The sequence below is a fragment of the Rhizobium skierniewicense Ch11 genome (assembly GCF_023757665.1).
In the GTDB taxonomy this organism is placed as follows: Bacteria; Pseudomonadota; Alphaproteobacteria; order Rhizobiales; family Rhizobiaceae; genus Agrobacterium; species Agrobacterium skierniewicense.
Genome location: NZ_RXPG01000002.1, coordinates 88044 through 113484 on the forward strand (window position 1 = coordinate 88044; position 25441 = coordinate 113484).

Here is a 25441-nt window from a genome sequence, read left to right on the forward strand (position 1 = left end):
AAAATGCGAACCAAGTATTTCAATTTTATGACAAAAATTCTCAATCGTTGTTACAAGTGAAACGCTTCGAGGTTACAGCTACTATTGATTAAGGAGATCGCCTATGGTCTCGCCCCGGCGTCGTGCGTCCGCCGCGAGCCAGATCTCGCCTACTTCATAAACGTCCTCATAGGCACGGAATGGAATGATGACATCGATCGCCGTAGAGAGCATGTCAATCAGTGTGCGATCTTCCAAGCTAGCACCTTGGGCGCTACTTTTGACAAGGGAAAACAGTTTCTTGAATCCTTGGATTGGATTCGCGCCGTGTATTGTTGAAATCGATCCCGGATGTCCCGAGACGACTTCACTCAGATAAGCCCATGCTGCATCGTCGCGCATCTCGCCAAGCAATATCCGGTCCGGCCGCATACGCAGACTTGCTTGGAGCAAGTGCTCGGCGCTCACAGCACCCAGCCCAACACCGTTCTTGGAGTAGAGTAGTCTAACATGATTATCGTGTGGAATGACGAGTTCGAGCGTATCTTCTATGGTGATTAGCCTTTCCTGGGGGGGGATGGCGCTGATCAAGGTCTTGCTCATTGTTGTCTTGCCGCTTCCGGTAGGGCCACATAGCAACATCGTCAGTCGGCTGACGACGCATGCGTGCAGAAACGCTTCCAAATCCCCGTTGTCAAAATGCTGAAGGATAGCTTCATCATCCTGATTTTGGCGTTTCCTTCGTGTCTGCCACTGGTTCCACCTCGAAGCATCATAACGGGAGGAGACTTCTTTAAGACCAGAAACACGCGAGCTTGGCCGTCGAATGGTCAAGCTGACGGTGCCCGAGGGAACGGTCGGCGGCAGACAGATTTGTAGTCGTTCACCACCAGGAAGTTCAGTGGCGCAGAGGGGGTTACGTGGTCCGACATCCTGCTTTCTCAGCGCGCCCGCTAAAATTGCGATATCTTCAAGATCATCATAAGAGACGGGCAAAGGCATCTTGGTAAAAATGCCGGCTTGGCGCACAAATGCCTCTCCAGGTCGATTGATCGCAATTTCTTCAGTCTTCGGGTCATCGAGCCATTCCAAAATCGGCTTCAGAAGAAAGCGTAGTTGCGGATCCACTTCCATTTACAATGTATCCTATCTCTAAGCGGAAATTTGAATTCATTAAGAGCGGCGGTTCCTCCCCCGCGTGGCGCCGCCAGTCAGGCGGAGCTGGTAAACACCAAAGAAATCGAGGTCCCGTGCTACGAAAATGGAAACGGTGTCACCCTGATTCTTCTTCAGGGTTGGCGGTATGTTGATGGTTGCCTTAAGGGCCGTATCAGTTGTCTGCTCACCGTTATTTTGAAAGCTGTTGAAGCTCATCCCGCCACCCGAGCTGCCGGCGTAGGTGCTAGCTGCCTGGAAGGCGCCTTGAACAACACTCAAGAGCATAGCTCCGCTAAAACGCTGCCAGAAGTGGCTGTCGACCGAGCCCGGCAATCCTGAGCGACCGAGTTCGTCCGCGCTTGGCGATGTTAACGAGATCATCGCATGGTCAGGTGTCTCGGCGCGATCCCACAACACAAAAACGCGCCCGTCTCCCTGTTGCAAGCCACGCTGTATTTCGCCAACAACGGTGGTGCCACGATCAAGAAGCACGATATTGTTCGTTGTTCCACGAATATCCTGAGGCAAGACACACTTTACATAGCCTGCCAAATTTGTGTCGATTGCGGTTTGCAAGATGCACGGAATTATTGTCCCTTGCGTTACCATAAAATCGGGGTGCGGCAACAGCGTGGCCCTGCTGGGCAGCAGCTCGGTGGGTTTCATACGTATCGACAAATCGTTCTCGCCGGACACTTCGCCATTCGGCAACGAGCTGTCGTCACGCTTGCCTTCTTGTCTTCGGCCCGTGTCGCCCTGAATGGCGCGTTTGCTGACCCCTTGATCGCCGCTGCTATATGCAAAAATCGGTGTTTCTTCCGGCCGTGGCTCATGCCGCTCCGGTTCGCCCCTCGGCGGTAGAGGAGCAGCAGGCTGAACAGCCTCTTGAACCGCTGGAGGATCCGGCGGCACCTCAATCGGAGCTGGATGAAATGGCTTGGTGTTTGTTGCGATCAAAGTTGACGGCGATGCGTTCTCATTCACCTTCTTTTGGCGCCCACCTAGCCAAATGAGGCTTAATGATAACGCGAGAACGACACCTCCGACGATCAATTTCTGAGACCCCGAAAGACGCCGGCCATGTTTGTCGGAGACCAGGGATCCAGATGCATCAACCTCATGTGCCGCTTGCTGACTATCGTTATTCATCCCTTCGCCCCCTTCAGGACGCGTTTCACATCGGGCCTCACCGTGCCCGTTTGCGGCCTTTGGCCAACGGGATCGTAAGCGGTATTCCAGATACATAGGACTGTGTGGCCATCCCTCAGACGCCAACCTCGGGAGACCGAAGAAATCTCGACATCGCTCCCTTTAACTGAATAGTTGGCAACAGCTTCCTTGCCATCAGGATTGATGGTGTAGATGGAGGGTATGCGTACATTGCCCGGAAAGTGGAATACCGTCGTAAATCCATTGTCGAAGACTTCGAGTGGCAACAGCGAACGATCGCCTTGGGCGACGTAGTGCCAATTACTGTCCGCCGCACCAAGGGCTGTGACAGGCTGATCCAATAAATTCTCAGCTTTCCGTTGATATTGTGCTTCCGCGTGTAGTCTGTCCACAACAGCCTTCTGTTGTGCCTCCCTTCGCCGAGCCGCCGCATCGTCGGCGGGGTAGGCGAATTGGACGCTGTAATAGAGATCGGGCTGCTCTTTATCGAGGTGGGACAGAGTCTTGGAACTTATACTGAAAACATAACGGCGCATCCCGGAGTCGCTTGCGGTTAGCACGATTACTGGCTGAGGCGTGAGGACCTGGCTTGCCTTGAAAAATAGATAATTTCCCCGCGGTAGGGCTGCTAGATCTTTGCTATTTGAAACGGCAACCGCTGTCACCGTTTCGTTCGTGGCGAATGTGACGACCAAAGTAGCTCCAACCGCCGTCGAGAGGCGCACCACTTGATCGGGATTGTAAGCCAAATAACGCATGCGCGGATCTAGCTTGCCCGCCATTGGAGTGTCTTCAGCCTCCGCACCAGTCGCAGCGGCAAATAAACATGCTAAAATGAAAAGTGCTTTTCTGATCATGGTTCGCTGTGGCCTACGTTTGAAACGGTATCTTCCGATGTCTGATAGGAGGTGACAACCAGACCTGCCGGGTTGGTCAGTCTCAATCTGCCGGGCAAGCTGGTCACCTTTTCGTAGCGAACTGTCGCGGTCCACGTACTCACCACCGGCATTTTGCCGTCAACGACGAGGGTCCTTTTATAGCGAATTTGCTGCGTGCTTGGAGTTACATCATTTGAAGCGATGTGCTCGACCTCCACCCTGCCGCGTTTGCCAAGAATGACTTGAGGCGAACTGGGATTGGGATAGTTGAAGAATTGCTGGTAATCCTGGCGCACTGTTGGGGCACTGAAGTTCGATACCAGGTCGTAGGCGTACTGAGCGGTATCGGCATCATAACTCTCGCGCAGGCGAACATACTCCCACAATGAGGCGTTAACGACGGCCTCCTCTTGAGTTGCAGGCAATCGCGAGACAGACACCTCGCTGTCAACGGTGCCGTCCGGCCGTATCCATAGATATACGGGCACAAGCCTGCTCAACGGCACCATTGTGGCTATAGCGAACGCTTGAGCAACATTTCCCAAAATCGCGATAGCTGCGACAGCTGCAATGAGTTTGGAGAGACGTCGCGCCGATTTCGCTCGCGCGGTTTGAAAGGCTTCTACTTCCTTATAGTGCTCGGCAAGGCTTTCGCGCGCCACTAGCATGGCATATTCAGGCCCCGTCATAGCGTCCACCCGAATTGCCGAGCTGAAGATCTGACGGAGTAGGCTGCCATCGCCCCACATTCAGCGGGAAGATCGGGCCTTTGCAGCTCGCTAATGTGTCGTTTGTCTGGCAGCCGCTCAAAGCGACAACTAGGCACAGCAGGCAATACTTCATAGAATTCTCCATTGAGGCGAATTTTTGCGCGACCTAGCCTCGCTCAACCTGAGCGAAGCGACGGTACAAGCTGCTGGCAGATTGGGTTGCGCCGCTCCAGTAACTGCCTCCAATGTTGCCGGCGATCGCCGGCAAAGCGACAATGAGCGCATCCCCTGTCAGAAAAAACATATCGAGTTCGTAAAGACCAATGATCTTGGCCGCGGTCGTACCGGCGAAGGTGATTACACCAAGCATAAGGGTGAGCGCAGTCGCTTCGGTTAGGATGACGATCGTTGCCACGAGGTTTAAGAGGAGAAGCAAGAGACCGTAGGTGATAAGTTGCCCGATCCACTTAGCTGCGATGTCCCGCGTGCGATCAAAAATATATCCGACGAGGATCAGAGGCCCGATCGCGAGAAGCACTTTCGTGAGAATTCCAACGGCGTCGTAAACTCCGAAGGCAGACCAGAGCGTGCCGTAAAGGACCCACTGTGCCCCTTGGAAAGCAAGGATGTCCTGGTCGTTCATCGGACCGATTTCGGATGCGATTTTCTGAAAAACGGCCTGGGTCACGGCGAACATTGTATCCAACTGTGCCGGAACAGTCTGCAGAGGCAAGCCGGTTACACTAAACTGCTGAACAAAGTTTGGGACCGTCTTTTCGAAGATGGAAACCACATAGTCTTGGTAGTTAGCCTGCCCAACAATTAGAGCAACAACGATGGTGACCGTGATCACCCGAGTGATACCGCTACGGGTATCGACTTCGCCGCGTATGACTAAAATACCCTGAACAATAATCCAAAGAGTGACACAGGCGATCAATGGCGCACTCACCGCCTCCTGGATAGTCTCAAGCATCGAGTCCAAGCCTGTCGTGAAGGCTACATCGAAGATCGTATGAATGGCCGTAAACGGCGCCGGAATCGTGAAATTCATCGATTGGACCTGAACTTGACTGGTTTGTCGCATAATGTTGGATAAAATGAGCTCGCATTCGGCGAGGATGCGGGCGGATGAACAAATCGCCCAGCCTTAGGGGAGGGCACCAAAGATGACAGCGGTCTTTTGATGCTCCTTGCGTTGAGCGGCCGCCTCTTCCGCCTCGTGAAGGCCGGCCTGCGCGGTAGTCATCGTTAATAGGCTTGTCGCCTGTACATTTTGAATCATTGCGTCATGGATCTGCTTGAGAAGCAAACCATTGGTCACGGTTGCCTGCATGATATTGCGAGATCGGGAAAGCTGAGCAGACGTATCAGCATTCGCCGTCAAGCGTTTGTCCATCGTTTCCAGATTGTCAGCCGCAATGCCAGCGCTGTTTGCGGAACCGGTGATCTGCGATCGCAACAGGTCCGCTTCAGCATCACTACCCACGACTGCACGATCTGTATCGCTGGTGATCGCACGTGCCGTGGTCGACATTGGCATTCGCGGCGAAAACATTTCATTGTCTAGGTCCTTCGTCGAAGGATACTGATTTTTCTGGTTGAGCGAAGTCAGTAGTCCAGTAACGCCGTAGGCCGACGTCAACATCGTAACCATCGCTATAGTCTGAGTGAGATTCTCCGCAGTCGCGAGCGCAGTCGCGAGCGTCTCAGCCTCCGTTGCCGGGTCGCTAACAACAAACTGCGCCCGCGCGGGCTGAATATATAGAAAGCTGCAGGTCAAAACTGTTGCAATAAGTTGCGTCGTCTTCATCGTTTCCTACCTTATCAATCTTCTGCCTCGTGGTGACGGGCCATGAATTCGCTGAGCCAGCCAGATGAGTTGCCTTCTTGTGCCTCGCGTAGTCGAGTTGCAAAGCGCACCGTGTTGGCACGCCCCGAAAGCACGGCGACATATTCACGCATATCCCGCAGATCAAATTCGCAGATGACGCTTCCACTTTCTCGTTTAAGAAGAAACTTACGGCTGCCGACCGTCATGTCTTCACGGATCGCCTGAAATTCCTTTTCGGTACATTTCAGTCCATCGACATAAGCCGATCGATCTGCGGTTGGTGATGGATAGAAAATCTTCGTCATACATTGCGCAACCAAGCTGGCTCCTAGCGGCGATTCCAGAACATGCTCTGGTTGCTGCGTTGCCAGTATTAGCATCCCGTTGTTTTTTCGAACGGTCAGGAGGAATTTGTCGACGACAGTCGAAAATTTAGGGTTTAACAAATAGGCGCGAAACTCATCGCAGCTCATCACAAAACGGCGGCCGTCGATCATGGCTCCAATCCGATGCAGGAGATATGCTGCAGCGGGAGCGCATACTTCCTCGTATTCGAGAAGATGCGTCATGTCGAAGCCGGTAATCGACGGATCTAACTTTACTTCGTCAACTTCGCCGTCAAATGCCCAGCCAAGCGCATGGCCCCGGCACCAGCGTTGGAGCCGCGCTCCTGCGCCTTCGGCGGGCCCATGCAACAAAAATTCACGTAACCCCGCGATTGAACGCATTTGTGGATCAAACGAGAGCTGACGATGGATACCACGGACCAGACGGCGGTTCTCTTCCGGAGAAATCCCACCCCGACCATCACTCTCGATGAGAGCCACGATCCATTCGCGCAGAAAATCGTGTGAGGCTGCTGTGTTTTCTAGGCCACGCAACGGCGCCAACCCGCTGGGTGTGCCTCTGTGAAGTGCCAAATATGTTCCTCCTGTGGCGCGAACCAGCAATTCGCCACCCCGGTCCTTGTCAAAGAACACGACCGTACCTGCACGGTCGACCATGCTCTGTTCGAGCATGGCTAGAACAAACATCATGAGCGTCGTCTTACCCCTCCCGATAGGCCCGAATATTGCCGTCATGCCAACATCGTGCTCATGCGGGATATAGTCGAAAGGCGTTCCGCCATTGGTACGAAATCGGGCAATCGCGTTGCCCCAGTGGCCTGAGCTGGCGCCCTCTGGAAAGTTTTCGAAAGAGACAAACCCTGCGAAATTGCGTGAAGTGATTGCGCCAGGGCGTGTGCGCCACTTAAAATTCCCCGGCAATTGGGACCAATAGGCCGCTTCCATACCAATACCTTCTTGGACAACCACGGCACCTGCATCCGCCATTCGTGTCCGAGCCCGCGCGCCCCTGTCCCCAAGACTATTGAGATCGTCTGCATAGACGCAAAGGCTCAAATGATGTGAGCCCATAACGAATTCGTTGCTCGCAAGTGCGTCCTCAGCCTCGGATAATTTGCCGATTTGAGTCACGGCTTTATCGCCGGAACTCAGCATCTGGCTCGATTTGAGGCTAAGTTTCGCGTGCGCTTGCGGGCGAGTCAGGAACGAAAAACTCTGCGTGAGAACAAGTGGAAAATCGAGGGATAGCAGCGCGTTGAGCATGCCCGGCCGTGTTTTTGCAGGGTATTCGCGAAACGAATAGATGGATCCAACGTAACTGTCTTTTGGCGTTCTGATCTCGAGTCCTCGCTTGCCGCAAATGACTCTGTCGGTATAAATCGAAGCGCCGAGTGAGCCGCTGACGACCGGAACCGGTGTGAACCGACCAGTCATGATCAACCGTAGCGCTTCGCCAATTTCGGTGAAGAGCACACCCTGCTTCTCGCGGATGCCAAGACGATGCAGGCCATACGCTTTAAGAGAGCCAGCGACAACATGCCAAAGATCTTCCATGTTCCTGATCTGGCCCGTGAGATCGTTTTCCCTTTTTCCGCTTAGCTTGGTGAACCTCCTCTTTACCTTCCCTAAAGCCGCCTGTGGGTAGACAATCAACGTAAGGAAGTGTTCATTGCGGAGGAGTTGGCCGGAGAGCACGCGCTGTTCAAAAGCTTCGTTCAGGCTAGCGGCGAAAACACTACGGAAGTGTCGCGGCGCCGATGATGGCACGTCGGCATGACGTACGAGGTGAGCATATATTGACACATGATCATCAGCGATATTGCGCAACAGCGTGTTGAACGCACGACAACGCGCATTGCGCATTTCAGTTTCCTCAAGCTCGAATGCAACGCCATCAATTCTCGCAATGGTCATGATCGATCCGTCTTCAAGAAGGACGATATGGTCGCTGAGGTGGCCAATATAAGGGAGATAGATCTCACCGGATCTTTCGGTCGTTCCACTCGCGCCGAGCATCACACCATTCCTCTCCCTCGTGGGGGAACCCTAATTGGATTTGGGCTAACAGTAGCGCCCCCCCAAACTGCACTATCAATGCTTCTTCCCGCGGTCCGCAAAAATAGCAGGACGACGCTCGCCGCATTGTAGTCTCGCTCCACGATGAGCCGGGCTGCAAACCATAACGGCACGAGAACGACTTCGTAGAGCGGGTTCTGAACGATAACGATGACAAAGCCGGCGAACATCATGAATAACCCTGCCAATGTCAGTGGCACCCCAAGAAACAATGCGGGCCGTGTGGCTGCGAGGTAAAGGGTCGATTCTTCCAAACGATCAGCCATCAACTACCGCCAGTGAGCGTTTGGCCGAGGAAGCTCGCCCCAAACATGATAACAATGCCGCCGACGACGCCGGCAACCAGCCCAAGCGAAGCCCGCCCGAACATCCAGGAGATCCCGATAGCGACAATGCCGAGAACAGCGAGTGACTGGCCGAACGGACCAAGGATAAACGTGCATATATTGTTAACCATTGTGGCGGGGTCAGTGCCGCCACCCGCAGATTGCGCTGCGGCGGGTCCGGATGAGGAAATGCTCCATGCAATTGCACCGCACAAGCTTGGGGCGCAGCTCGATATCACGCGCATCATCGCATTCGAGAGCGAGAGGCGATTTAGATGTAAACGGTATCTCTCAAAGCATCGCATCAATGCGCACCTCCTTAGTATAAGTCGAATAAGACTTGATTGTCGTCTGCGGATTTGCCGTTGTCCTGGTGTGGCGGTGGCGGAGCGATTAAACCGCCAGCGCCATCCTCCTGTGAGCGGCGCTGATATGACCCCCAAACATCCCACGTCTCTTCGGATTTTAGCGCCTCGTGATCGTCTTTTGGAGGCTCGATTAACGCGGGCACCAGCGATTGAGCAGCTGTTTCAACTTTTCGCACGTAGCCGTTTGCAAAACCGCCGATGAAATTACCGGTGTTGTAAGCGGAGATCGCCCGACGAAGCGCAAATTGCTTCTCGTCAATCGTTTCGCCGCCTGCATAACGACTTTTCAGCATGTTTGCAGCGGCAGATAATGATGTGCACGCCTGGAGCGCACCGTCAGGTGTCAGACCGAGCATAGAAAAATTTCGAGAGTTTATTTGCATGAGGCCAACATCCAGCGAATGCCGTGCATCGAGACGGTGCCTGACGACTTGGGTTGCTTGGCTGTGATCTTGCCAGTGAAGCGTTTCGCCGGTCGTGTTGTCATGAATCGCTAAAGGATCAAAGCGACTCTCCACCTTAGCTATCGCCGCAAGCGTAGATGTCGCAACTGATGGGGCACACTTGCGAGCAACATGGTCAAACTCAGCAGATGAGAGTGGCGTGGCAAGGCTCGACGAACAGAAGGAGACCATCAAGGCAAGAGAAAGCGACCCCGATCTCTTAAGCATACCTTATCTCCTTAGCTCGCAACTAACACCGCCTCTCCCGTTGGAAGAAGTGCGTTGTTTTATGTTGAAGATTATCGGGAGGGTCGGTTACTCGAAAATTTTCAATTGCTTCTTTATGATTTCAATTGAAGCGAGAAACCTCGCCCGGCGTCTTGGAACGCAACATGGACCGAGAACCGCGCATCCATGACTAAGCAACCGGATCGACCTATTCAGGCCGCAGTTGGTCAGGTCAGGCTCAGAACGAAAATGCTCGGCGAGGTTACGCTGTCTGTAAACCCATTCGATGAACGGGAAGCTTCCTTCCGATTGCTCTTGGCAGGAATATTGGCCCATGCCTGCTTGCGCTTTGCAAATGCTCTTATCGCGTTGGTATCATATGCCTTGTCCGCCAGCAGAAACGCACTCTAAGCGATTATTTGTAAAAATGTTTCGGTCATGCGGCGGTCATGGGCTTGACCCGCTGTCAGCGCAAGACGGATCGGTCAACCGTCGGCATCGACAACAGCGTGAATCTTGGTGGTCAAACCGCCACGGGAACGTCCCATACAGCCATCGTCTTGATCCCGCTGTTTCCCGTCGCCGCATGTTGGTGGACGCGGACACAGGAACTGTCAATCATGACGACATTCTATCGAAAGCCTTGGAAATCACACTCAGAATATGATCCCAGACGTCTGCCTCACGCCATCGTACAAAGCGATTGTAGCAGGTTGTACAGGAACCGTATCGATCAGGAACGTCTGCCCAGGGCGGGCCCGTCCGGAAGCGCCACAAGATGACATTGATCACCCGCGTCAACGCGCGGCACGCGACGCGGCTTATTTGGGAACAAAGGACTGAACAACAGTCCATTCGAAATCGGTGACATCAAAGCGGGGACGGGTTATCAGTGGCCTCCAAGTCAAGCCTCAATGAATCAAAATCAGACCGATTTGCAAACCTGATTTATGAGTGTGCGGCCTAAATGATGAAATCGTCCTTCTAGATCGCCTCCGTGGTGTAGCAACACCTCGCAGTATCGCCGTGCTGACCTTGGCCAGGGAATTGACTGGCAAGGGTGCTTTCACATGACCGCTCTTTTGGCCGCGATAGATGATTTCGTTGCTGCTTTGGGCACGTAGAAGGAGAGAAGTCATATCGGAGAAATTCCTCCTGGCGCGAGAGCCTGCTCTATCGCGACGGCATCCCACTGTCGGGAACAGACCGGATCATTCACGAGGCGAAAGTCGTCAACACATGCGTTATAGGCATCTTCCCTTGAAGGATGATCTTGTTGCTGCCAATCTGGAGGTGCGGCAGCCGCAGGCAGATGCGATCTCAGCGCAACTTGCGGCAAAACATCTCACTCACCTGAAAACCACTAGCGAGTCTCGCGATCAGACGAAGGCCTTTTACTTAACGACACAATATCCGATGTCTGCATCACAGGCGTCGCTATCCCAGTCAATACTAAAGCGGTGCAGGAACTAAAGATTACTGATGACTTAGGCGTGCCACGAGGCCTGAGACGACGCGCGTAGACAGTTTTTTGAAATCATTATCAAAGTGATGGCCTCCGCTGAAGCCTATCACCTCTGCGCCGGTCTGTCGGAGAGATGGGCAAGCATTATTACGGTCTTCGCGCCCGTACATGCATTGGACGATTGCAGGGTCAATGGATCTGAGATCATCCAGAGGATTGCCGCCCTTACCTTCCGTTTCGAGTTGGAGCCAGCCCCTAAATGAGACGACATAGTCGACTTGATGTGACAATGCCAAGAGAGAGATTTGCTTAACCCGATTTTTTTGCTCAAGCGTAAGCCTATTGAAGCTTGCTGGCATGACGTCCGCGCCGAAAGAATATCCTACAAGTAAAACATTCTGCACACCGAAATGCTTGGTGTAGACATCGATTATGTGACCAAGATCCTTAGCAGTTTCGCTTGGAGACCGCTCCGACCAGAAATACCGAAGTGAACTGACGCCAATGACAGGAATCCCTTCCGTCTGCAGATAGGTACCAATCGCCTCATCGATATTTTGCCATCCAGCGTCTCCGGAATAAATGATCGCCACCGTGTTCTTGGCTGGCTTGGCATTGAACACCCGAAGAGGAAGCCTCACTCCAGTTTCGCCCCCGTTTGACCACATGAAACCGTTGGCGCGGTCATTCGCATATGCAGCGTCTGCCGCGGGAAAGAGTGTGAATACGAGTATCAATACCAATTTTATCGCCATTTCGATACCTTATCAGCGGAGATCTCGATAATTTCGGACTAATGTTTCAAGTGGATATCAACTGCGTCGCAATTTGTTACAAAAGACACGTAAGCCCGCGGTGAAGGTTTGCGGAGAACTTTTGCTGAGATCTCGAATCGAAAGAAGCACTTAAAGTTCTGCAACAAGCGCGCCTGATGCACGTCACCACGCTGATGACGGAATGGGCGATATTCCTGATGGGGTGGCTCTGTTTACCACTGCGCTGTCGTTGGTTGGATTATCGGGAGAGTTCCCATCCTGGCAGTTGCCGACCACAATGGAAGTAGCCTTCTGCATTGAGGGAGGCGCGAACGCCTGCCCTTTCTGGCGAACTCATCTTATAGGCTGACCAACGCTCGAAGTTTACTTCTTGAGACTTCATGCTCGTGCTGAAGAAGACGAGAATCGCAGTGGATGTTAATGGGTGGCGGCATAAGGTGTTCGTCAGATGGCTCTCGTGTTCGATCAACGACGAGGTAATCTCTGTCCACGCTTACGACACCGTGCCCAATTCCCGCGTCGGCATTTGGCAGCAATCTGACCTGTACAATAGCCGACGTCCACCCCGATTTTTGACCGCACCGGTTCAGGCCTACTTCAATCTGCTGGCACCAATGATGGTGGTGTCATAGTTGGTGCGCAAATCCTTTCAACCAAACGACCGGACCTGATCGGACAAATCAAGCCGCCTCGCCCGGCTTGATCCATTGAACCTATGCCGTTCGATCTTTCATGTAGTTCCCCTGTCGCGCTCCACCGAACCGAAATCTGATTGCCCAGTCCTGATACGTCGCAACTCTACGTCTTGATTTTGGTTAGGATTGCATGCGCCATAGTTCTGGACGATATCGGCTTCGGCAGATAAAGGTCCCTGGTCGCATTCTCCCTTGAAAGGGGCATTTTGAGATCATTTCCGCCAATGATGATGGAGGCGGTCTTGAGCACTAAATCCACGGAATTAGGACTTTGATCTTCAGGAAGAGACGCTTGGTCGACCATGACCAGATCGGCTTCATTGCCTTTTGAAATCCAATCGCGAATTTCACTAAAGGTACGAAAACCGACCGGCTCATATCCCAGAGCGGCGATCTTGTCTTCATACGCCTCCCGCAGGAGGTCATCGGGCTCAACAAGTGCCACAATCTCCCCGTTTCCACGCGGTGCCTTATTGCGGCCGAAAAAGCTGTCGGGATTGACGGGCTCCTTAGAAGACGGAGGGAGATAAATGTCAAAGCGCGTCCCATGCCCAACAGTTGAACTAACGTCGATGTAACCTGCAAACGCGCTGATATGACCATGCACAGAAGCAAGGCCGAGACCCGTTCCACCGTTGCGAGCACGTGTCGTAAAGAAGGGTTCAAAAATGTAGGGTAGCACAGCCTCTGAAATGCCTCCACCATTGTCGCTGACAGATAGTAGAACATAGTCGCCAGGTGGCATAACACCATGCGCCAGAATTTTCTTAGCTGGTAAATAAGCTTGGCCGACGAAGATGTCGATTTGACCATTTGCAGTCATGGCTTGGGAAGCATTCTTGCAGAGGTTAATTAGTACCTGTTGAAGTTCAAGCGGGCTTCCTTCGATCACGCTCTGCATTTGATCAAATCTGAAACTAAGCTCGATGGTTGGGGGAAGAGCCATACGTAGCAAGGGAGCGATTTCGGTCACAAGCTCTGAGACACTAAATGGCTTGATCACGCGCTCTTGTTTTCGGCTCAGCGTCAAGATCTGATCGATAATGAGCATGGCTCTGTCGCCTGACGAAATGATATAGTCAATGTATCTTCGGGTGACAGATGTTCGAGACACCGAGTTTTGCGCCAATTCTGCGTGCCCGAGGATTGACCCCAAAATGTTATTAAATTCATGTGCTATTCCGCCGGCAAGTGTACCAACTGCCTCAAGGCGTTGCGCATGCTCCAATCGTCTGGCCAAAACGTCGCATTCGGTCTGCTTACGCCGAACATCGATATAGTGACAGAGGCAGGCGGTGGCGAGTTCAAGAAGCTGAATTTCGCCTTGGCAAGGTCGAGGGCGATAGCTTTGGTAACCCAGTGAACAAACCGCAATTAGTTTATCTGTGGATTTGTGAGCCAGTAGTATCGAAAGACCTGGAATTTCGGGAGGCAAATGTACGATTTTTTGCGTCGATACGATGCGGAATACCGTCGCCCGTTCGTTCGCTTTGGTACGAGAGACTATTTCGCGTAGCACCCTGTCGTCCCACACGGGTTTTGGGTGCTTCGCACCGAATGTTTCGACAGCCCACCTACGGTCATGGTCCACTAGAGCTAACGCGCACGTATCGGCATCAAAGAAGCGCTGAATAATACCAAGTGCAGCTTGCGCGGACGACGTAGTGGCCGCCTCACCTTCAAAACATACTCCGATCTCTTTGATTAGCTCTTCGTAATCTAAACGCCGCGCTAACCAATCGGTTTTTTTGCGTAGCCTATAGACTAAGGTGATGATGTACAGGCAAAGACCCACTGAAGCGGACCCAAGAAAGATACGTGCGCTCCGCTCCTCCACATTTTTCAAGCTATAGACCTCCAAACACTCACGCTGCAACATTTCCGCAATTTCTGCGGTGTCAGACGTCTGAATCATGTTCACCAGATCGTTCACCTGTGGCAAAAGCGATAAGATAATGGGACCTTCACGCGAAAGTATGCGCACGGGAGCTTCATCGAGACCGCGTTGTTTTTGGAGCCTCTCTAGTTCAAGGCTGATCTCGAATGAAATAGCCGGGCTTGGTTGCCGAAGAAATTGGAGCATCATGCTAGCCAATTCTGTTGGTTTTTCTAAAGTCTGATCGCTTGAGGCCTTTCCTGGAAGATTGCTTAAAGCACGAGTGAAACTGGCCAGCGAATCTTGCAGGCGGACATTTTGCGCACCAAAGGCGGCGACCGCCGCGTCAGCCGAATTTAGAGACACTTCTAGCCGGCGTAGCAGTTGAGCAGCATTGCTCTCACTTACAATATGAGATTGCCTAAATAATTGCTTCAAATCTTCCAGATTCTTCCGCAGAGCTCCCAGCCTGGAGATAATGGGGCGGTAGTTCGCCACGGTGCCCGTGTGAGCGCGGAGTACATCGCGCTGCAGTGAGGCGCTGTCAGCGTTAATCGATCGTATTTGGCTAAGGATTGCCTGGGTAGTCCCATTGTCCTGCCAGGACGCAACCGCCATGAACGCGAAAATCATTGCGGCAACGATAAGGGCTAATATAGACCAAGGCTTCGCGCCTGTCTTAAAATCCTGCCGCGTCGGTGAATACCTTCCGTTCATCGCACTTACTTCCTCGTGCCAACGCTTGTTCCACGCCAATGGCGTTAGGCTGCACGAGAGGATTTGTAAATGGCTTTGAAAGCGGGAATATCTATTCAATTTGTTTCAAGTGAAACAGAGAAGAATTGAACACACAAGCGGCTGATGGGACGTCGATGAAACGCGACGTTGTTATTCGTGCCGTAAGGCGATGGAGTCGACTTTGCAAGGTCAGGCAAAGATCCGGCCGTAAATGGGGCGTCAGAGGTGCGGCTAAAGAACTATCGCGCGTGCGCTTTTTCACGAACGCGATACTTGTCTGTGGCTGAAAAACCAGGCTCATAACGCATTTTGCAGAGGTTGCCGCCGCCAAATCTCGGATGACTTCCAAGGGTCTCGGTAACATCCTCGCCAAGCTATGACAGTTTGGCGGATTCGCAGCAGGCACAGTTCGTAGGGGTGGCGATAACGACACGCTCACGCGACAGATGAACCGGGAAGAGTTTGCGTGATGGGCGCTTGCGCTCGAAAGCTTTGACGGCTGTAGGAGATCGTCGCGAAACGATATCCGTATGCAGTATGTCGGTCGTTGGCCGCCACGACCGTATAATACGAACAGTGCCCACACCTCGGGTCAGGCATCAGTGCTTTCTGCAAGATCAACGACAGACCGGGGAAGCCTTTGCGCATGTCGGTGGAGCCCGTTGCCTGCCAGACCTTCACACCAGCAGGGACCATGATCATCGCAGCCCCAGCACGCAATCGAGAATACGGCCAAGTGCTTCCGTGTCGATGTTGCTATCCACGCGGACACGTCGGTCCCGACCCAACTTGATTATTACATCGCTATGCTTCCGACTGACTGACATTGATACCGTCCGCGCAGGCAATCTCAGAGATAACTGCGCCCGGCTCAAAGCAGGCAGCGACGAGGCGCTCTTTGTCTTCGCGTGGCCAGCGCCGGCGGCATTTAACAGACGTGATGACTTAAATCCTATGCTTCGTCGTAGGACTATCCCTGATGCTACCACCAGGACGAATCGACATTCATCGCAGCCAGATCACTGCAGGAACGATATATACGAAGCCTTCGAAGTAAGTGGTTCTGCGGTCGTGCTTCGTTGCGAATCGCTAAACTTCTATCTCACCAAACTCGCTCGTTTGGGTGGCAACCTTGCTAGAACTTCAGATCCTCCTCCGGGAAATACGGTCGTCTGGCGTGGACTCAGCCGGCTGACAGATATTCGCCTCAGAACCGAAATGGCAGCGACGCTCAAATGTGGGTAATTGCAAGCGTCACCTTGGGCTTGCATCGGATCAGATTGGACGCAAAAATCACTGTGGAGTACGAAAACTCAACCCGTGGTCGATCGCGCACTTGTAGGCCAAGCTGGTACCTTTTCGCTCATATGTTGGCATGTTGAATGTAACCATCGTGAAATCGGCGTCACCGTTTGACCGAATCTGATAACGAATAAATTGAGTTATGGGTTTACCGTCACGGTCAATGGTGAAGTGCTGATCTGCAAACGCAAGGGTGCCGTCAGTTGTTATTCGATACGCATCTATGCGCATGCCTCCTTGCGTTTTCGTCGCCGGAGTATCGGCCACCCCGGGAGCACACAAACTTAAATCAACCGTGACGTTCACCGGCTTTCCGGCAGTGAGCGCTAGTTCAATTTCAGACAACGTCCCTAATGTATGAATATTGTCGGCTGCATAAACCGGCGCAGCCAAAAATACGCCGACAAGGATTGTACTGATACGTTTCATAAGCGACTCCTTTTTGAGTGAATCCGAAAGCACCACATTCCGCAACTATTGAACCGCAGCGGTATCGGTCGGCAGCAAAAGCAAAATACGGGAGATATACGCGACGTAGACAATGGACTTCAACCGAGGTTCGACAATTGATTTGAGATATAGTAAGCGTGCGCATCAAGTAATCGGTGACGCATTTTTATGAGTTGCGCCTTAACGTGATAACTCCTGAGCGAAAGTGGCTTCGATCATCTTAGTGTCACAGGTAGATTAATGGGCCCGCGGAAGCCGAAGCCGCGCCACTGCACTAATTCAGGGTGGGGCAATATCATATCCGGAAATCGATCGAACAGTATGGGCAGCATGATCGCGCCGACGGTTTGCCGCGAGATTTGCGCGCCTGGGCAGTGATGCGGGCCGGAGCCAAAGGACTGATGCGCATTCTTCGGGCGAAAGACATTGAAGCTTTCTCCATCCTCAAAGACATCTTCATCACGATTGGCGGAGGCCTGAATAGTCATCACAATGTCGCCCTTCGGAACGATAAAGCCACGAATTTCCGTGTCCTCCCGCACGAGACGCGAACTCGCTTGAATCGGAGCAACCCAGCGCAGCCCTTCCTCGAAGGCCTGCCCCCAGCATTGCTGTCTCTTGACCTCCTCGAGTTGCTCCGGATTGGTCAGCAATCCATAGAGGATCGTGCCGAGAGCGTCACGAGGCTCGTTGACCCCTCCGCCGATGGCGATCTTGATGTTGGCATAGATCTGGCTTAGGGGTATAGGATCAGGTGCATTCAACATGATCGCAAAAGCCGAGGGGTTCGGCGCGGATCGGTGTTTTTCGACCAAGTCGTTGAAGAGGCAGTTCATCTCCGTATTGGCCTCGTCCGATCGCTCAAAGAGCTCGGGTCGCCATCCGAAGTTGCCGGCTCCGTCAATAAGCCGTTGCGACCAGCGGATCATCTCGACATCTGATGCCTCACAAATTCCTAGAATATGTGCCAGTATGCGAGCAGCAACCGGACCACAGATCTCTGCAAAAAGATCCACGGTGTCTCCGCGCGGAAGGCGATCTAGATACTCGTTCACGATGTCACGATAGATCGGCACCCAATGCTCCGCGATCGCTTTGGGTGCGAATGCTCTAGTCATGGCCATTCGTTCCCGAGCGTGTTCAACTCCATCCTTACGCATCAAAGTATGAGCCTGAAGCGCCGGCTTCATCGGCGTGTTGGGATCATCAGAACTAAAGCGTGAAGGATCATCCTTCACCATCTTAGTATCGCAGGCCTTCGTTAGAAACGTCCGTCTGACCGAGGCGACGTGTACCACCGGGTTTTGCACGCGCATTCTGCGATAAATCGGATAGGGATCGAGTGTTAGGTCATCGATGGTCGTCACGTCGTCCACTGGCGCACATGGCATTGGAAATCTCCAAGTGATGCTTGATATTGATACGCGCCTCTCTTCCACCCGAGCGGCGCGGATTGACTTCACCGGTCGACGCTCAATTTGACCGTCATGCCGGTGGCGCGCCGGATGCCTCCGTGACCCATCATCCGTGGCCAGTCACCTACCACCGTAAGATTCGGCGCGCGGCGCAAAAGTGTTCCAAGTCCTTCTTGCAATTCAATCCGAGCCAACGTCTCGCCGAGGCAACGATGAACTCCCGCGCCAAACCCGAGGTGCCAACGCATTTGTTGACGCCCAACATCAAAAAGATGAGGGTTCTCGTAGTGTTTTTCGTCTCGCAGGCCAGACATGACACTGAGCGCGAGGAGGCTTCCCTTTGGCAACACGTATCCATCCAGATCGATATCCTCGAGGGCCAACCGCGGAAAAGAGCCAACTGGCGGCTCGAATCGGAGCCCTTCCTCCACGGCGGCTGCGACATAGGATTGATTGCCAGTTAAAGAAGACCAGAGCGCGGGATTTTGGAGCACAAGAGCCGTCACCATAACCATTGCAGTGCGCGTTGTATCGCTCCCAGCGAGTATGATAAGCATGAGTTGCATGATCTCCTCAATGGGCGAAAGCGTTCCGGCTTCCCGTACCGCCTTCAAGTAGCGCGAGAGAAAATCATCCCTCATCCGACGGCCACTATCCGCGATCACGCCCCGAACGTAATCCTGAAGCTCGATAGCGGAAGCTTCAATCTCCTCGAATTCCTCATCTCGCCACGACGGGCTCAAGCAGCGGGAAACCTTATAAACAAGTCGTGTGAAAAACGGCGTGTCCTCAGACGGCAAGCCAAGGACACTTGCGATCGTCAGCGCAGGCAATTGCGACGCGTACATTTCAGTAAAATTGAAATCGTCAACTTTTTGTAGTTCGTCCCACAAACGCTCCGTTATCTTCGCAATCTCCGGGCGTAACGCTTCAACCATGCGGAATGAGAACGCCTTTGAAAGGCCTGAGCGCCGCTTCCCATGCGTTTCACCGTTCGAAAACAACATGCTGTGACCTATAAAGTCAAAAACGGCACCAGCTTTGACGCCTCGATTCAGCATGAGCTCAGTTTCTATTTGCCGGGTGCGTGGATCGGTGCCCAGCAGAAAGATATGGTCTGCGCGGAGAACGAGAAAGACGCCATCTTCTCTCCGAAGAAACGGGCGCTTCGGTCGCCATTCTGCAAAAATACTGTGACCTTCAGAATCAAGTCTGCTTATAGGAACGGCGTCGGGATCGATTTCATTTGACTTCGCGACATTTAGAAACTTCTGGTCGGCCATAGAGACATCGGAAGAGCTGTTCGCAATCATTGCAATATACCTTCACCAAAGACGACGCGAGAGACGACGTAAATGGCAATAAGACTTAAAGGCTTAGCCTATGCGACTGCTCTCGCCCCACGGTAGCAACAAAAAATAGTCTTACACATTAGAATCGGGTTTCATCTGTAACGAACGAATCAAATCGTCATTGCCGAGCTATCGGTGACGCGTCACCATCGCGCACCTCATTGGCGGTATTTACTATGGCGATCAAAAATTTTCTGCGACGGGCATAGATCGGCGGAAGCACGATGTCGACTTGTCGGACGTATCGCACTGAACACTGATAGCTTTCATGATCGGCGTCCCGAATCCGGAGTTTCATCCGACAAAACCGGCCGGTGCACTTTTGATCAAACTCTTCCAGAGGAATGTTCGCGAGTTCGTTGCTCCAACTCCGATGCTTCTCTGGCACGAGCTCGATTGACAGCTTGTTGACGCTGCAGTCCCAGTTGAACTATCGCTTCTGGTGGAAGCAATAGTTCGGTGTTTCCAGCCAAACGCTGACAAAGCTCGCTGAAAGTCCCATTTTCATTTCTGACTAAAATTCTATCGGCAGAAATAGTCGTTGGTATCCGGCGTCCGTTGTCCAACAAAGGGAATTTCTCGCCGGCGATAAAGGTTGCACCATTTCCCGCGTCAACCAAAACTATAGGCAGTTTACCAGTCTTCGTGGACGCGAGACTATGGGGTAGCTGACCCTCGTTCATTGTCTTGGTGAAGAGATTATGCTGCTCCGATCCCAGGCGCGTTTTTAACGAGCTAGATGTTTCGTAGCCAGTGCCGTCTTCCGTGCGGATCAATACATTCAACTTACGCCGGTCACGAGTGATGTTTGGAAATCTGACTCGATCGAAGACCATCCGATTATACTGTTCGATTGGTCTATAGACGTGCTTTGAGACCTCAACGAGAAACTTAGGACGCCGATACTTGACAGACTGTGCCTGCTGTTCAGAGATATTGACGACGTCAGCACTCGGCACCACGCCTCGTGGGTTTGTGCTGATGTTCAATCGCTTGGTTGTAGAACTCTCCCCAGCAGTGCGAGCGTAAAATGTCGAAACATCGCGAGAACGTACATCGCCTTCGTCATTCGATTTTCCGACGGCGGATTCAAACCGTGCCGTGATCGCCTCCTGAAGAGAATGATGGACAGACGTTATCCTTTCGCAAAACAGCTCTTCAAACGCATCTTCTCGGAATTCACCGTTCTTACTCTTGCGATTAACCACAAAAGAAATGTCGCGCTTTAAATTCCATGAAAACTTGTTCGAAAACTCTCGCATATATTCGGGACGTGTTTCGAACGAACTGAGATCACTGTGTTCTCTCAGCCTTGTTGCGATGTCACTTTGATATGAAGCGATTGGCAGGCGGGCGGAATCTGGATGTTGGGCGAATGCGACGCTTCGACAGAGCCTCTCCCAAACGCTGTTAACCCAGTGCTGCTGTCTCTCGTCCAGCGGGCGATTTCGATGATCCATCAATGCCCTTAACGCGCCTGGCTCCCGGCCCCAAATCGATTCTCCGTTATTTGCTAGAGCTTGTTCATTGTCGTAACACGTTTCACCGTCCCTGCGTACAATTGCAATTCTATCAAATGTTTTGTAATTTTCGACCTCGAGCGCTACACGTGGCCAAATTGAATAATAATGATCGTGAGTTTCGACATCTGGCAATACGGTTGAGGCAATAAACGAGTTCGCCAGTGCCCTTTCAAAGCGATCGTGAATAGCTGTAAAGCTCGTTATCCTGTCCGTCGCGATAATATTTAGTTCTGTTCTGTATCCATTGGAGCGCGCCTTATCTAAGAGCGACGCGTAATGATTTGGCGGATAGCAAGACTCCAGTATAATATTATATCTATTAGTGATACTGCGATCAAATAATTGATGATACCATTCTGTCACTGCCGTCGAATTCGCTCGCTCTAACGCATGCGAGCCCTGCAGAAGGGCTGCATTGTTACCAGGAATGTATGCATTAAGATCATCAGCTATTATTCGCTGGGTGCTTTCACCGCCCGTTCTACTCTTGATTTGGCGAACTAAGGTGCTCTTTCCGGCACCCTGCTGGCCGCATACAACGGTGAAAGTTGGCTTTGCAACAGACGGCCCCCGCGCACCGATTGCCGGAATGATCTGGGTCTCGAAAATGTCGTGCTTATCTTGTAACGAGAGGGAAAGCGCTCGAGCAACTCCTGGATCATCTCTCATTGACGCGTAAATCCTCAAATTTGACGAGCCACGGATCAACGAACATTCTTACGAAGTGATTTAGCTCATCGATCAGGTTCACTGCCTTTATTGCGTTACCATCAAGTCGTTCCAATCGCTGTGAAAATTCGATGCGTTTAGTATCCGCTAAGGTGTATTGTGCCCCGAGCTCCTCAAAATGCTCATAGCCGCTATATCTGAAGGTGATCAGCCGTGAAGTGAGTGCCCCCACGAGATCATGAGCGTCGTTTATGATCTCAAACGCTGGCTTATCCCGGTAGTGTTTTGGAAGCCCCAGTTCTACGCCTAGTCGGCAGTCAAGATCCGGAAACATGATTTCTTCCTCGTTAAAAGTCGATCGGCGAAAGATACGGCCGCAATGAGAACCTTTGATTGCGACCAAGATTTTTACGTTACATTTGCAGTATACGCGGCTATATTCTGCACCATACTGCAGGCTATTCCCAGTACGACGGCGATCTCGCGGGTGCTCGCCCCGTTTCCGGCAAACCGAAGCATTTGTCTTAATTGTCTCATGGTCAGCCTTCTCATTGCACGCATCAAAATGTCCTCATTCGTCCGGAGGTAATTGATGCCAAGTTGCTGACCAAGGGGTATCATCGGTGCCGGAAATTGGTCGGCTTCAAATCGGAATGGTGGCCGGTCTTCTGTCGGATTGAGGGCCGGTTTCACGCCGGAATCCGCAGTCCAGCGGATTTGATGGCGAGGTTGTTCACTATCCTATGCCGTGACTGCTTTTCCATGGTCAGCGATAAAGCGCTGGAGACCGGATTTTTCCCGCCGGCCGATAACCAGACCGTGTGATGGATAGGGCTGTCCGAAATCATCGCGCCATAGCCATTCAGGATGTGCGTTCATCAAATTGCGGATGGTGGGATTGATCCGTCGAAGCGGCCATTCTGTTTTCTCGGCCAAACTGGGTGAATCATGCTCCGGATTTTATAACATCAGCTTTGCAAGCTTGACGGCATCTGCATCCGTACTCCACCCCATCACCTGAGCATCGAATGTCTCAAAGAGAAGCTGCGTCGCTCGAATATTTCTTGATCCAATAATATCACGCTCATTTATGAAGCCGTTGATCACTAGATCGGAAGTGGTGGCATCCATTTCCTCAACAGACATAACAGGTATGTATTCTGCAGGGTCTTCAATATCGAGGAATTTATCACCAAGCCCCTCTTGGTCGGCATACGCAATCGCCACGAAAACATGCAGCTCTGCATCTGTCAGAGTTTTCGGTCGAGGAGCTAAGATCGCGTGATGCTCGTCCAAACGTACAAACACCTCAAGTCATCTGAGCGCGCCAACGAGCGATGTGAGGCCATCAATCGCATCGCCGAGCTGATTGAGGATTGCCGTACTTGCGATAACCTTTTTATACGCCTTATTCAGCGTCCCCGCCTGGGCGCGAAGTTGTGCGGTAATTGTGTAGCGTGAAGCCGCCTCCTCCATCGCTTTTTTCCTCGCCAGGAAGTAGTGAGACTGCAAGACGCGGATTGAATTGGCAAACTCTGCTTTCTCGCTGTCATTGGACAATGACTTAGTCGCAATCAGAACTTTGATTGAGTCGGCAATAAGGATCGCAAGCCTCGCGGCGTTGACGCCGGCATCAGCCTTCCAGAGCGACGGTTTTAGTTTATCGAACCACTCCTGAATCGCACTTGGCTGTTTAATATCGTCGAGCGGAAACTTCGAGAACATCTCCTGTGCCTCTTGCGCTGCGGCGTCAAACTCTTCACTGGGCGTCATTCTACAGCATCCTTTTTCGTGACTTCGATAAGTGCCGCACTGTCCTTTGCCAATGCGCTGAGGCGCTTTATCGTCAGTCCGATATCGCCCGAACCGGTCGTTAGCGCGTGGTGCGTGTCGTGGATTGACTGAAGGAGATCAGAAATCGGAGTGGCGGCATCGCCTAAAGCGTATCGCGCCTTAACATCTGAGCGTGCATTCATGTAGGCTTCGTAGAGGGCTGCTCTGTTGACACGCGGATCCCGTCGCAGGACCGCAAGTTGCTGGTCGCGAAGCCCGGCATAGGCTGTAGCTTGAACCCACAGATCCGTTTGAAGGGGGCCAAGGTCATTTTTGAGAAGATCGACTAGGTTTTTTACCACAGGATCCGTCTTACGAACGACATCCAGCACCTGCCTAACGTAAGTGTCTGAGACCGCAGACGCGGCCGCGCGGCCCACAACTTTGATCGCTGGCGCGACCATCGGCGAGCCGCCCATCGCGGTGGCCAAAGCCGCCACCGAATTCGTCAGCTTTTCAGCCGACGCCTCAAGTTGATCGACAGTTCCCTGATCGGCGGCTTTGCCGACCGCGTTGGCATAGTTTTGCAGATCGCTAATCGCCGCAAGGCGTATTTGAAGCTGATCCGCATCCAGTCTGTTAGTCAGCTTTGACTGTGGCAACTCTACAAGAGCATATCTGCCGCCGCGAATATATTGTATCGCCTGCAGTTGCTCGTCCTGGTCTGTGGCCACCTGATTGCTTGCTGAGACGGCGGCAGCAACCGTTTTCGCACTGCTCGATGTGGCGGCGGCAAAACCATCCAGGTCGCTTTTGCTTGGTAGAACAGCGCAACCAGCGCAAATTGACGTCAGCGTAACAAGTAGTATTCGCATTTTTTATTTCCCCCTGGCACCATAATGAAGTGTTAATCAAATAACTCTCGGTTGCAAGGAAGAATTTTACGTTTCTTATTCTTATACGCGTCGATAAAGGAATGCTTGTCCGCGTCAACCACCGAAGCGGTATGGTCAGTACAAGTCTTGATGGGAGCCCGAAACCGTAATATTTCGATCAAGCACTTTGGCTTCACCGGGTCAGTCAGTTCGTATCCCAATCTCTACGCCCCGGTGAATGGCTTCGTGGAGTTCGGACCACAGGCTCGGGTATGGAGAAGAAATTCCTTGAGATCGACCTCGCTGCTTTCAAGAGGGGCGAAATCCCGAGGGGGCTAGCGCCAACCTGGTCGCGGCGGTGGACGAAACCCTAAGACGGCGGTTCTCCCTCGAGCATCGAAGGGCGAGCCATCCGCCCCTGCTTCGATTGAGACGACCTTCGCTCTCGATCAGCTGGTTGTTGGATCGCCCGAGCACATCGAGCGCTTCGAACGCATCGTGCGGGCTGCGGTTTTGGACATCTTCGTACTGTCGACGTTCATCGTCAGCCAGTCAGATGAAAGAGGAAGAGTGCACCGGGCGCGCATATACACGGCGCTGGAAGACGCATATCGGGGTGGCGTGCGGTGCCATTTATTTTTTGGCACTTCCCTGGATAAAGCGAGGCACGCATTGGCGCTGGAGGAACTTCATGAGAGACTTTGGGCAGTAAGACTTAGCCGCGGCTTCCTCCTGGTCCATCGCGACAGCGTTGGAAGTCATGCAAAATCCCTTGCTGCCGACGACGTATAGGGTGGAACAGTCGTTGTGATTGGATCATGCAACTGTTTGTCCTCACCCTTCTCCGCCGTGGAGGTTTCAATCGAACTCCGCGACCGATGGCCGTCGCGGCTGGCCTAGACATCCTCAAAGGGATAGCGGTTTCCCTCGCCAGCGCGAGCCGATCGGTGGAAATTCTTCAATTCCTTGCATCTGAAGCCAGACGGGTAAGACCCCGCTGACCACCGGGTCTGAT

At 52.5% G+C, this 25441-nt stretch carries 23 protein-coding genes and 1 pseudogene; all 24 read right to left on the minus strand.

The window, feature by feature from the left end; all coding sequences use genetic code 11:
* Positions 1-81: 81 nt before the first annotated feature.
* A complete protein-coding gene (virB11, locus tag EKM04_RS01215; RefSeq protein ID WP_173994897.1) occupies positions 82-1113 on the minus strand; it encodes a P-type DNA transfer ATPase VirB11 in 1032 nt (343 codons plus the stop codon).
* Between the two features lie 39 nt (positions 1114-1152).
* A complete protein-coding gene (virB10, locus tag EKM04_RS01220) occupies positions 1153-2286 on the minus strand; it encodes a type IV secretion system protein VirB10 (protein ID WP_173994896.1) in 1134 nt (377 codons plus the stop codon).
* Positions 2283-3164: a P-type conjugative transfer protein VirB9 gene (virB9, locus tag EKM04_RS01225; protein WP_012478079.1), complete on the minus strand. Its 882-nt coding sequence runs from the start codon at positions 3162-3164 to the stop codon at positions 2283-2285. Before virB9 ends, virB10 begins: the two co-directional genes overlap by 4 nt.
* Positions 3161-3874 carry a type IV secretion system protein VirB8 gene (locus EKM04_RS01230; RefSeq protein ID WP_012478078.1) on the minus strand — a complete coding sequence of 238 codons (714 nt, stop codon included), beginning with the start codon at positions 3872-3874 and terminating at the stop codon, positions 3161-3163. Before EKM04_RS01230 ends, virB9 begins: the two co-directional genes overlap by 4 nt.
* Positions 3861-4040 (minus strand): type IV secretion system lipoprotein VirB7, encoded by a 180-nt coding sequence (locus EKM04_RS01235; protein ID WP_371507047.1) that lies wholly within the window; start codon positions 4038-4040, stop codon positions 3861-3863. The genes EKM04_RS01230 and EKM04_RS01235 overlap by 14 nt, the downstream gene beginning before the upstream one ends.
* Before the next feature lie 21 nt (positions 4041-4061).
* A complete protein-coding gene (locus tag EKM04_RS01240; protein ID WP_012478076.1) occupies positions 4062-4949 on the minus strand; it encodes a type IV secretion system protein in 888 nt (295 codons plus the stop codon).
* 96 nt (positions 4950-5045) lie between these two features.
* Positions 5046-5708, minus strand: coding sequence for a pilin minor subunit VirB5 (gene virB5, locus EKM04_RS01245; protein WP_012478075.1), 663 nt, complete (start codon positions 5706-5708; stop codon positions 5046-5048).
* A 14-nt stretch (positions 5709-5722) separates the two neighbouring features.
* The gene (virB4, locus tag EKM04_RS01250) at positions 5723-8092 is read right to left on the minus strand and encodes a type IV secretion/conjugal transfer ATPase VirB4 (RefSeq protein ID WP_012478074.1); all 2370 of its coding nucleotides are present in this window, start codon (positions 8090-8092) and stop codon (positions 5723-5725) included.
* Positions 8092-8418 carry a type IV secretion system protein VirB3 gene (locus EKM04_RS01255; RefSeq protein ID WP_012478073.1) on the minus strand — a complete coding sequence of 109 codons (327 nt, stop codon included), beginning with the start codon at positions 8416-8418 and terminating at the stop codon, positions 8092-8094. Before EKM04_RS01255 ends, virB4 begins: the two co-directional genes overlap by 1 nt.
* Positions 8418-8783 (minus strand): pilin major subunit VirB2, encoded by a 366-nt coding sequence (virB2, locus tag EKM04_RS01260; RefSeq protein ID WP_012478072.1) that lies wholly within the window; start codon positions 8781-8783, stop codon positions 8418-8420. The genes EKM04_RS01255 and virB2 overlap by 1 nt, the downstream gene beginning before the upstream one ends.
* A 14-nt stretch (positions 8784-8797) precedes the next feature.
* Positions 8798-9517: a type IV secretion system lytic transglycosylase VirB1 gene (locus EKM04_RS01265; protein WP_012478071.1), complete on the minus strand. Its 720-nt coding sequence runs from the start codon at positions 9515-9517 to the stop codon at positions 8798-8800.
* Positions 9518-9763: 246 nt separating this feature from the next.
* Positions 9764-10407 (minus strand): annotated as a pseudogene (locus EKM04_RS01270) (IS5 family transposase); the annotation flags it as partial.
* A 586-nt stretch (positions 10408-10993) separates the two neighbouring features.
* Positions 10994-11737, minus strand: a complete 744-nt coding sequence (locus EKM04_RS01275) for an AcvB/VirJ family lysyl-phosphatidylglycerol hydrolase (protein ID WP_012478069.1) — start codon at positions 11735-11737, stop codon at positions 10994-10996.
* An 819-nt stretch (positions 11738-12556) separates the two neighbouring features.
* Complete coding sequence (virA, locus tag EKM04_RS01280; protein ID WP_012478065.1) at positions 12557-15046, minus strand: two-component system sensor kinase VirA; 2490 nt, start codon at positions 15044-15046, stop codon at positions 12557-12559.
* 456 nt (positions 15047-15502) lie between these two features.
* The gene (locus EKM04_RS01285) at positions 15503-15769 is read right to left on the minus strand and encodes a hypothetical protein (RefSeq protein WP_174066250.1); all 267 of its coding nucleotides are present in this window, start codon (positions 15767-15769) and stop codon (positions 15503-15505) included.
* 102 nt (positions 15770-15871) lie between these two features.
* Complete coding sequence (locus EKM04_RS22870; RefSeq protein ID WP_080728825.1) at positions 15872-16009, minus strand: transposase; 138 nt, start codon at positions 16007-16009, stop codon at positions 15872-15874.
* Between the two features lie 351 nt (positions 16010-16360).
* The gene (locus EKM04_RS01295; RefSeq protein ID WP_012478064.1) at positions 16361-16798 is read right to left on the minus strand and encodes a VirK family protein; all 438 of its coding nucleotides are present in this window, start codon (positions 16796-16798) and stop codon (positions 16361-16363) included.
* Between the two features lie 236 nt (positions 16799-17034).
* Entirely contained in the window at positions 17035-18210 is a 1176-nt protein-coding gene (locus EKM04_RS01300; protein WP_065657570.1) for a cytochrome P450, read from the minus strand.
* Positions 18211-18278: 68 nt separating this feature from the next.
* A complete protein-coding gene (locus EKM04_RS01305) occupies positions 18279-19547 on the minus strand; it encodes a cytochrome P450 (RefSeq protein ID WP_012478062.1) in 1269 nt (422 codons plus the stop codon).
* A gap of 365 nt (positions 19548-19912) precedes the next feature.
* Positions 19913-21778, minus strand: coding sequence for a zeta toxin family protein (locus tag EKM04_RS01310; RefSeq protein WP_173994894.1), 1866 nt, complete (start codon positions 21776-21778; stop codon positions 19913-19915).
* Positions 21768-22112: a hypothetical protein gene (locus EKM04_RS01315; RefSeq protein ID WP_012478054.1), complete on the minus strand. Its 345-nt coding sequence runs from the start codon at positions 22110-22112 to the stop codon at positions 21768-21770. Before EKM04_RS01315 ends, EKM04_RS01310 begins: the two co-directional genes overlap by 11 nt.
* Positions 22113-22738: 626 nt before the next feature.
* The gene (locus EKM04_RS01320; protein WP_174018771.1) at positions 22739-23074 is read right to left on the minus strand and encodes a hypothetical protein; all 336 of its coding nucleotides are present in this window, start codon (positions 23072-23074) and stop codon (positions 22739-22741) included.
* A gap of 18 nt (positions 23075-23092) precedes the next feature.
* A complete protein-coding gene (locus EKM04_RS01325) occupies positions 23093-23551 on the minus strand; it encodes a hypothetical protein (RefSeq protein WP_012478052.1) in 459 nt (152 codons plus the stop codon).
* Positions 23548-24426, minus strand: coding sequence for a hypothetical protein (locus EKM04_RS01330; protein ID WP_012478051.1), 879 nt, complete (start codon positions 24424-24426; stop codon positions 23548-23550). Before EKM04_RS01330 ends, EKM04_RS01325 begins: the two co-directional genes overlap by 4 nt.
* Between the last annotated feature and the right edge of the window lie 1015 nt (positions 24427-25441).

Bases quoted from the DNA above. Each gene is read 5' to 3' on its own strand.
- EKM04_RS01315 (WP_012478054.1), bottom strand. From the start codon at position 22,112: ATGTTTCCGGATCTTGACTGCCGACTAGGCGTAGAACTGGGGCTTCCA.
- EKM04_RS01310 (WP_173994894.1), bottom strand. From the start codon at position 21,778: ATGAGAGATGATCCAGGAGTTGCTCGAGCGCTTTCCCTCTCGTTACAA.
- EKM04_RS01305 (WP_012478062.1), bottom strand. From the start codon at position 19,547: ATGATTGCGAACAGCTCTTCCGATGTCTCTATGGCCGACCAGAAGTTT.
- EKM04_RS01235 (WP_371507047.1), bottom strand. From the start codon at position 4,040: ATGGAGAATTCTATGAAGTATTGCCTGCTGTGCCTAGTTGTCGCTTTG.
- EKM04_RS01285 (WP_174066250.1), bottom strand. From the start codon at position 15,769: ATGATCATGGTCCCTGCTGGTGTGAAGGTCTGGCAGGCAACGGGCTCC.
- virB10 (WP_173994896.1), bottom strand. From the start codon at position 2,286: ATGAATAACGATAGTCAGCAAGCGGCACATGAGGTTGATGCATCTGGA.
- EKM04_RS01240 (WP_012478076.1), bottom strand. From the start codon at position 4,949: ATGAATTTCACGATTCCGGCGCCGTTTACGGCCATTCATACGATCTTC.
- EKM04_RS01295 (WP_012478064.1), bottom strand. From the start codon at position 16,798: ATGAAACGTATCAGTACAATCCTTGTCGGCGTATTTTTGGCTGCGCCG.
- EKM04_RS01255 (WP_012478073.1), bottom strand. From the start codon at position 8,418: ATGGCTGATCGTTTGGAAGAATCGACCCTTTACCTCGCAGCCACACGG.
- EKM04_RS01275 (WP_012478069.1), bottom strand. From the start codon at position 11,737: ATGGCGATAAAATTGGTATTGATACTCGTATTCACACTCTTTCCCGCG.
- EKM04_RS01300 (WP_065657570.1), bottom strand. From the start codon at position 18,210: ATGCCATGTGCGCCAGTGGACGACGTGACGACCATCGATGACCTAACA.
- virB2 (WP_012478072.1), bottom strand. From the start codon at position 8,783: ATGCGATGCTTTGAGAGATACCGTTTACATCTAAATCGCCTCTCGCTC.
- virA (WP_012478065.1), bottom strand. From the start codon at position 15,046: ATGAACGGAAGGTATTCACCGACGCGGCAGGATTTTAAGACAGGCGCG.
- virB9 (WP_012478079.1), bottom strand. From the start codon at position 3,164: ATGATCAGAAAAGCACTTTTCATTTTAGCATGTTTATTTGCCGCTGCG.
- virB5 (WP_012478075.1), bottom strand. From the start codon at position 5,708: ATGAAGACGACGCAACTTATTGCAACAGTTTTGACCTGCAGCTTTCTA.
- EKM04_RS01325 (WP_012478052.1), bottom strand. From the start codon at position 23,551: ATGACGCCCAGTGAAGAGTTTGACGCCGCAGCGCAAGAGGCACAGGAG.
- virB11 (WP_173994897.1), bottom strand. From the start codon at position 1,113: ATGGAAGTGGATCCGCAACTACGCTTTCTTCTGAAGCCGATTTTGGAA.
- virB4 (WP_012478074.1), bottom strand. From the start codon at position 8,092: ATGCTCGGCGCGAGTGGAACGACCGAAAGATCCGGTGAGATCTATCTC.
- EKM04_RS01230 (WP_012478078.1), bottom strand. From the start codon at position 3,874: ATGACGGGGCCTGAATATGCCATGCTAGTGGCGCGCGAAAGCCTTGCC.
- EKM04_RS01265 (WP_012478071.1), bottom strand. From the start codon at position 9,517: ATGCTTAAGAGATCGGGGTCGCTTTCTCTTGCCTTGATGGTCTCCTTC.
- EKM04_RS01330 (WP_012478051.1), bottom strand. From the start codon at position 24,426: ATGCGAATACTACTTGTTACGCTGACGTCAATTTGCGCTGGTTGCGCT.